Annotated in this window: 8 protein-coding genes; 3 read left to right on the top strand and 5 right to left on the bottom strand. The window is 62.4% G+C overall.

Going from position 1 to position 7,627, the window contains the following annotated elements; translation table 11 throughout:
- Positions 1 to 9 precede the first annotated feature (9 nt).
- Positions 10 to 1,437: an MFS transporter gene (locus B7X90_RS04185; RefSeq protein ID WP_292621959.1), complete on the bottom strand. Its 1,428-nt coding sequence runs from the start codon at positions 1,435 to 1,437 to the stop codon at positions 10 to 12.
- Positions 1,434 to 2,282 carry an SDR family NAD(P)-dependent oxidoreductase gene (locus B7X90_RS04190; protein WP_292621962.1) on the bottom strand — a complete coding sequence of 283 codons (849 nt, stop codon included), beginning with the start codon at positions 2,280 to 2,282 and terminating at the stop codon, positions 1,434 to 1,436. Before B7X90_RS04190 ends, B7X90_RS04185 begins: the two co-directional genes overlap by 4 nt.
- A gap of 193 nt (positions 2,283 to 2,475) precedes the next feature.
- Between B7X90_RS04190 and B7X90_RS04195 the strand changes: the two genes are divergently transcribed.
- The 3 genes from B7X90_RS04195 (at position 2,476) to B7X90_RS04205 (ending at position 5,739) form a co-directional block, all read left to right on the top strand.
- Positions 2,476 to 3,636 carry an acyl-CoA dehydrogenase family protein gene (locus B7X90_RS04195; RefSeq protein WP_292621965.1) on the top strand — a complete coding sequence of 387 codons (1,161 nt, stop codon included), beginning with the start codon at positions 2,476 to 2,478 and terminating at the stop codon, positions 3,634 to 3,636.
- A gap of 3 nt (positions 3,637 to 3,639) precedes the next feature.
- Complete coding sequence (locus tag B7X90_RS04200) at positions 3,640 to 4,779, top strand: acyl-CoA dehydrogenase family protein (RefSeq protein WP_292621966.1); 1,140 nt, start codon at positions 3,640 to 3,642, stop codon at positions 4,777 to 4,779.
- A 156-nt stretch (positions 4,780 to 4,935) separates the two neighbouring features.
- Entirely contained in the window at positions 4,936 to 5,739 is an 804-nt protein-coding gene (locus tag B7X90_RS04205) for an SDR family oxidoreductase (RefSeq protein WP_292621969.1), read from the top strand.
- A gap of 112 nt (positions 5,740 to 5,851) precedes the next feature.
- On the opposite strand, the gene gmk is transcribed toward B7X90_RS04205, so the two are convergent.
- Genes gmk through B7X90_RS04220 form a run of 3 tightly spaced genes read right to left on the bottom strand, consistent with a single transcriptional unit; the run spans position 5,852 to position 7,487 of the window.
- Positions 5,852 to 6,502 carry a guanylate kinase gene (gene gmk / locus B7X90_RS04210; RefSeq protein ID WP_292621972.1) on the bottom strand — a complete coding sequence of 217 codons (651 nt, stop codon included), beginning with the start codon at positions 6,500 to 6,502 and terminating at the stop codon, positions 5,852 to 5,854.
- A gap of 57 nt (positions 6,503 to 6,559) precedes the next feature.
- Positions 6,560 to 6,958: a hypothetical protein gene (locus B7X90_RS04215; RefSeq protein ID WP_292621974.1), complete on the bottom strand. Its 399-nt coding sequence runs from the start codon at positions 6,956 to 6,958 to the stop codon at positions 6,560 to 6,562.
- A 31-nt stretch (positions 6,959 to 6,989) separates the two neighbouring features.
- Positions 6,990 to 7,487, bottom strand: coding sequence for a ClpXP protease specificity-enhancing factor SspB (locus B7X90_RS04220; RefSeq protein WP_292621988.1), 498 nt, complete (start codon positions 7,485 to 7,487; stop codon positions 6,990 to 6,992).
- Positions 7,488 to 7,627: the final 140 nt, after the last annotated feature.

Raw genomic sequence — 7,627 nt, forward strand, 5'->3', positions numbered from 1 at the left:
AATCACGTGCTATGGATGCAGCCCCGCCGCATCGGGATCGGCTTTCGCCACCTGATCCAACCGGGCGAGCCGAGCAGCGTGGGCTGCACGGTCTATCGGAAACCGCCGCACAATCGCTGCTGTCAGGAGCGCCAGCACGGCAATGCTCGCCACATAGGCAAGGCTCAGCCGATAGGTCACCTCGGGCAGAACCTGATCGGGCGGCGTGTTCGCCTCCAGCCCCGCGAAGCTCAACAACAGCCCGGTGATGAATACACCCAGCCCGCCCGCGCACTTGCTGGCCAGAAACGCTCCTGCCGACAGCGTGCCTTCCGACCTGCGCCCAGTCTGCTCCTCCGAAGCCTCGACCACATCGGCCACCATGGACCACAAGGTCATCGTGCCGGTGACGGTAAAGGTGTTGGACAGCACAGTGCACGCAAACATGCCCGCGATGGCCCCCGTTGATCCGTCCTCGGCCCACAGTCCCTGCCAGCGCAGCAGCAGCGGACCGGCCCAGAACACCATGCCCAGCGGCGCCATACGTATCACTGTGCCCGCCTTGCCCCAGCGCCTTTGCGCGGGGCCGACCAGCAGCGATGCGCCTATTACGCTGGCAAAAAGGAGGAACGGGAACACTTGCAGCGCGGTGGGCGTGAACTTCCAGATGTAGAGATAGAGGTAGTTCGAAAGCGCGAACGTAATTCCCTGCGCCGTGAGCGCCGCCGCGATCCCGCCCATCACGATCAGGCAGGCCGGGTGTGAAAAACTCTCGCGGATGTCGCCCAGCGAGGCGAGCGCGCTCTTGCCCCCAACCGCGCGCTCGGGCGGCCAACCCTTGACCCAGCGGTGCTGACCGATGGCCGACACCAGCACGCAAACCGCCATCAGCCCCGCGCCAAACAGGCCGAAGTTCCGATACCCTTCACGCGCCAGCATGGCATCGGGCAGGAACACGCCATAGGCCAAGAGCAGCATCAGCAGCCCGCCACCCCACGAAAACAGGAACCGGAACCGCGTCAGCCGCGTGCGCTCGTCATAGTCGCGGGTGATTTCGGGGATCAGCGCTGCCGATGGCACTTCGCACATCGCCACCAGCGCACGCACCATGATGGCCGAGATCAGCAGCATCCAGAAGCTCGGCTCCCCAATCGGGGACCACAGGAAGGCCCAGGCCAGCCCCAGCGGGATCGGCGCGAGATAGAGGAACGGCAGCCGCCGCCCCCAGCCTGTCCGCGTGCGGTCGCTGAAATGGCCGACCACCGGATCGATCAGCCCGTCGAACACCAGGGCAATCAGCAGCGCGAGGCTGACGAGCCGCGCGTCCATCCCCAGCACCTGATTGTAGAACAGCAGCAGGAATGTGGCGAACCCGTTGTCCTTCACGCCATAGGCCACACTGCCCAGCCCGTTGAACAGCGCGAGGCGTGTGGGAACTTTGCCCTCAACCGGGGTCATGTGGGCTTCGCGCCGTCAGCCATCTGTTGCAGCGCATCGAACAGGCCCGGCATATTGGGGTCCCAGCTATGCCGTGGTCCAATGGTGATGCCGCCATCGACCAGCAGCGACGTGCCGGTGACAAAGCTGGCCCCCTCGCTCGCCAGAAACAGCACAGCCTGCGCAATGTCATCGGCCTGCCCACCGCGCGCCACCGGTTGCGCGCTTTGCGACATCGCCGCAATCGCGCCCTTGGCCTGTGCCTCAAGCGCTTCTGGCATGTCCAGCGAACTGGTGAAGATGTTGGTGTTGATAAAGCCCGGCTGCACCGCGTTTACCCGGATCTGGTGCTTGGCCAGATCCGCCGCCGCCACTTTGGTCAGATGCAACACGCCTGCCTTGGCCACGGCATAGGCGGTGGGCGAATAGCCCGGCCCCACCGCAGCCACGCTCGATGTGTTGACGAACGATGCGCCCTTGCGCCCGATCATGTGCGGCACGGCATAGCGGATGCCGAACGCCACTGATCGCAACAGCAGGTCCATCGTGCGGTCCCAGCCCTCCGGCTCGATCTCGTCAATCGGGGCGCGATCACCGCCAGCGCCAGCATTGTTGAATACGCAGTCGATGCCCCCGGTCTCTGCGGCAGCCCGGTCCATCAGCGCTTTGATGTCCTCGCACCGCGTCACGTCACAACGCGCGGTTACAACCCTGCCGTTTGAGGCGGCAGCCATCTCCGCCAGCCCCGATTCGTCAATGTCGGCGGCGTAAACAATGGCCCCTTCGGCGGCAAAGGCGATGGCCGTAGCACGCCCGATTCCCGATGCCGTGCCGGTCACGACAACCGTCTTTCCAGTGAACCGCATCCCACTCTCCAGCGAAATCTTGTTGTTTTACGTTTACGTCAGCTTAGGCGCGAAAGACCCTGCGTCAATGCTTGTGCAGTTTACGCTACGGCACGCGGCACTTGCCCGAAAACACGGGCAAGTGCCCGAAAATCCGCGCTTGCCAGCGGCCAGCGACTCGCCTTAACCTTACGATTAAGAGAGGAGCACAATCATGTCAGACCTTGATGCCTTCCGCGCGGAAATCCGCGCATGGCTCGAAGAAAACTGCCCCGCCGAAATGCGCGAACCCGTTTCCGATGATGGCGACATCTGCTGGGGCGGCCGCAATTTCCAGTTCAAGAACGAAGCCCAGAAGACCTGGATGGATCGCTGCGCAGCCAAGGGCTACACCGTGCCCGATTGGCCCAAGCCCTATGGCGGCGCAGGCATGTCTCCGGCAGAGGCCAAGATTTGGCGCGAGGAATGCGGCCGCATCAATGCGCGCCTGCCGCTTTCCAGCTTCGGCATCTGGATGCTCGGCCCGGCGCTGCTGAAGTTCGGCACCGAAGAGCAGAAGGTCCATTACCTGAACCAGATTGCCCGCGGCGAAATCCGCTGGTGTCAGGGCTATTCGGAACCCGGCTCCGGTTCCGACCTCGTCTCGCTCCAGACCTTCGGTGAAGACAAAGGTGATCACTGGGTCGTCAACGGCCAGAAGATCTGGACGTCCTATGCTGACAAGGCCGACTGGATATTCTGCCTCGTCCGCACCGACAAGACGAACAAGTATCAGGGCATCAGCTTCCTGCTGTTCGACATGATGACGCCCGGCGTCACCACCAAGCCGATCAAGCTGATCAGCGGCAATTCGCCTTTCTGCGAAACCTTCTTCGACAATGTCGTGGTCCCCAAGACCCAGATCGTCGGCGAACTCAATCGCGGCTGGGATGTGGCCAAGTACCTGCTCGGCCATGAGCGCGAGATGATTTCGGGTGCAGGCGGCGGAGATCGGCTCAACGCCATCGGTGCAGTCGTGGCCCGAAACGGCCTCGAAGACCCGATCCTGCGTGCAGAACTCGCCCAGTTCGATGTCGATGCGCTGGCCTATGCCTGCATGGGCGAAAAGTTCCTCGATGAAGCCAAGGTCGGCAGGGGCCACCCCGCGCAGCCCAACATGATCAAGTATGTCGGCACCGAATTGAACAAGCGCCGCCACGAACTGCTCATGGCCGCGGGCGGCGCCACCGCACTCGAATGGGATAGCGAGCGTACCAACGGCGGCTCGCCCTCACGTTCGTGGCTTCGCACAAAAGCCAACTCGATCGAAGGCGGCACCAGCGAAGTCATGCTGAATGTCGTTGCCAAACGTATTCTCGAACTTCCGGGAGCCTGATCCATGCCCCTGTACCATACCGAAGATCAGGCCATGCTGGCCGATACCGTCACCGGCTTCATGGCCGATGAAGGCGCGATCAAGCAGCAATTGCGCCATTTCCGCGACATGAATTGCCAGGATGGCTTTGGCCACGCCCTGTGGAAGCAGTTTGCGGAAATGGGCCTCACCGGGATGCTCGCAGCCGAGGCTGACGGCGGCCTTGCCATGGGCCATGTCGAAGCCGGCATCGTCTTGCGCGAAATTGGCCGCAACCTCACGCCGTCGCCGTTCCTCACCACCTCGGTCATGGGCGTCACCGCACTAGGCGGCGCGTCCGACGATCTGCGTGGCCGCTGGCTCCCCGGCGTGCTTGCGGGTGATAGCGTGCTGGCTATGGCCATTGATGAAGGCCCCAAGCACCGTCCTGAACGCATCGCCTGCAAGGCCGAAAAGGCAGGCAACGGCTTCCGTTTGCAAGGCCGCAAGGCTTTCGTGGTGCAGGGCGCATCGGCCGACGCCATCATCGTCGCCGCGCGCACATCGGGCAGTGATAGTGACGTCGATGGCATAACGTTGTTTGCCGTGCCCAAGGACGCTGCAGGAGTGTCTCACGAAAACCTGCGTCTGGTGGACAGCGCCATGGCCAGCAACGTCACGTTCGACAACGTGGAACTCGATGGCGATTGCGTGATCGGCGAGGTCGACGGTGGGCGCGCACTGCTGAACAAGGTCATCAACGCAGGCCGCATTGGCGCTGCGGCAGAGTTGACCGGCGTAGGGCAGGGCGCTTTCGACATCACCACCGCCTACCTGAAAACGCGCAAGCAGTTCGGCCAGCTGATTGGCGAATTCCAGGCGCTCCAGCACCGCGCAGCGCACCTCTATTCCGAACTCGAAATTGCCGAAGCCGCCGTCATCAAGGCGCAGCAACTGCTCGATGGCGGTTCGGAGCGCGCCGACCTGATGGTCTCGGTCGCCAAGGCCAAGGCTGCCAAGGCCTGCAACCTTTCGGTCCGCGAAGGCGTGCAGATGCATGGTGGCGTCGGCATGACCGACGAATTCGACATCGGTCTCTACATGAAGCGTGACCGCTCGCTGGCTGAATTCATGGGCGACCAGTACTACCACGCCGAACGCGTCGCCCAGCTCAGCGGCTATTGAGTTGCGTTCGGTATCGTCAAAGAAACCCGCTTCGTCATGCTGAACTCGTTTCAGCATCCATCGTGCACCACGAACCGCCGTGCGATTGGAGAATTGGACCCTGAAACAAGTTCAGGGTGACGAAGTGGGGTTGGTAAGGCAGGCAGGAGAATACCAATGGATTTCAGCAAACTCTTCAGCCTCGAAGGCCGCGTCGCGGTCGTCACCGGCGGATCGCGCGGCATCGGCGAGATGATCGCCGAAGGCTTCATCGCCGCCGGATGCGCCCGCGTCTACATCACCGCGCGCAAGGTGTCGGTGGTCGAGGAAACCGCCGCGCGCCTCGGTGAAAAGTGCATCGCTATCGCCGGGGACATCTCGAACGTTGCCGGGATCGAACAACTCGCCGCCGATCTCGCCGCGCGCGAGGAAAAGATCGATATTCTGGTCAACAACGCCGGGGCCGCATGGGGCGCGAATTTCGAGGATTTCCCTGAAGTCGGCTGGGACAAGGTCATGGACCTCAACGTCAAGACCCCGTTCTTCCTCACGCAAAAGCTGCACGGCCTGCTGATGGCCGCCGCCAGCACGGGCCAGCCCGCCAAGGTTATCAACATCGCCTCGATCGATGGCCTGCGCCCGAACCCGTGGGAAACCTACAGCTATCAGGCCTCAAAGGCGGCGCTGATCCACCTCACTCGCCGCATGGCCGCACGCCTGATTCGCGACAACATCGTGGTCAGCTGCATCTGCCCCGGCGCATTCCCGTCGGAAATGAACAAGGCTGCGGCGAAGAACCCCGAAGCGTCATCCAAGGGCATCCCGTCAAAGCGGGTGGGCACCATCGAAGACATGGCCGGGGGCGCGATCTTCCTCGCCAGCCGTGCAGGCGATTATGTGGTCGGCACGCCGCTGCCCATCGATGGCGGTATCGTCAATGGCTGGATTCCCGAAAACGCGATCGATCCCAGCGGACATTGATCAACCAAAAACCCGAGCTCCCCCGCGAAGGCGGGGGCCTCAGGCGTGTTACGAAACGTCAGCGTAAAAGGCCTGAGGTCCCCGCCTTCGCGGGGAAGCACAGCTCTTGCAGTCAACCCCGCATCAACCCCCGCACAAAATCGATCAACCCCGTTTGCCGTGTGCGTTTCATCCGCTCCGCCGCGAGAATCTCGCGCACCTTGTCAAAACAGCCCTCGACGTCGTCATTGATCACAACGTAGTCGTATCCGTCCCAGTGGCTGATCTCGGCCTGTGCGCGCGCCATTCGGGCGTCGATCACTTCGGGGCTGTCGGTGCCGCGCCCGGTCAGGCGACGGTGCAGTTCTTCAAGGCTGGGGGGCAGGATGAACACGCGCACCACATCGGCCTGCGCCTTTTGATAGAGCTGCTGCGTCCCCTGCCAGTCGATATCGAACAGCACATCGCCGCCCGCTTTCAACCGGTCGCGGATGTGCGCCTTGGGTGTGCCGTAGCAGTTGCCGAAGACCACCGCCCATTCATAGAACTCGCCCTCGTCGACCATGCGGTCGAACTCCACCTTGTCGACGAAGTAATAGTCACGTCCGTCAACTTCACCTTCGCGCATTGGCCGGGTGGTAACCGATACCGAGGCTCGGATCTCGTTGTCCTGCTCCAACAGCTTGCGCGCGATGGTGGTCTTGCCCGCGCCCGATGGCGAGGACAGGATGAGCATCAGGCCCCGGCGGTGCAGGGTATCGTCGTCGTGAGTCTCGTGAACCATGTGCGCTAGTGGCGCATCGGTTCCCGCACGGTCAAGCCTCGAACTTTCAAGAGCGCATCATTCCTTTTCGCCCCGCTCCGCCTGCTCCTCGATGGCTGCGGTGCCGACTGCTTCCGCCTTGCGTGCCCGATTGCGGTCATAAAGCGATTTGGCCACCAGACCACCGCCAACGACAATCGCGCCCGGAACGGAACTTATAGCCACGCGGGCGAGCGCAGTGCCCACCATGGTCTGGATCATTGTCCGGCCCTTGATGATCCGCCCGGCCTTTTTCGTGCCCAGCGAGGTGCCGACCAGACCTTTTTCTACCCCGCGCCGCAACAGCACGCTGCCAGCGCGCAAGGCGATGTCGGCCAGGATAAGGTTGGTCATCGGATTGGGACTGGGGGCAGGCACTTTGCCAGCGACCGTTTTCGCCGCTGCAATCACCTTCTTGCCACTCTTCGCCATGCCCATGCCTTTTTGCTAGCGGGCCGCGGGAGGCCCCTTACTTCTTTTTGCCGAAATCCACGGTGACGACATTCGATCCATCGTCGGCCCCCTCAACGGCAGGTTTGTCGGCTTGTTCCGGCGAATCGTTCTCGGCCTGCTCCACCGGCTCGGCCTCGTCGTCCACAACGGCTTGGAATTGCAGACCAAAATCTACAGCCGGATCAACAAAGGCGGTGATGGCAGAGTATGGAATCACCAGCGTCGAAGGGATCTGGTTGAAAGAAAGGCCCACGCTGAAGTGGTCCACGTCCACTTTCAGGTCCCAGAACTTGTTCTGGAGGACAATGGTCATTTCATCGGGAAACCGCTCACGCAGACGCTGCGGAATGTCCACGCCGGGCGCGCCGGTCTTGAACGTGATGTAGAAATGATGCGCGCCGGGAAGCGAGCCGCCGGTGGTCGCAACCTGCCCCAGCACCCGGCCAACAACGGCGCGCAGGGCCTCCTGCACGATTTCGTCATAAGGGATCAGGCTGTCAGGTGCATCGCTCATGCCGCCACACCTGACCGCACAGGCCGCGTGGGTCAAGGGGTGACGGTGATTGATTCTCAAGAAGAGGGGCGTATAGGCGCTTGCCATGCGCACCGGATCGATCACGCGAAGGACCGAGGAAACCGACATTGCCGTGTCGG

Origin of the sequence: Novosphingobium sp. 17-62-19, assembly GCF_002256775.1 — a bacterium.
In the GTDB taxonomy this organism is placed as follows: Bacteria; Pseudomonadota; Alphaproteobacteria; order Sphingomonadales; family Sphingomonadaceae; genus Novosphingobium.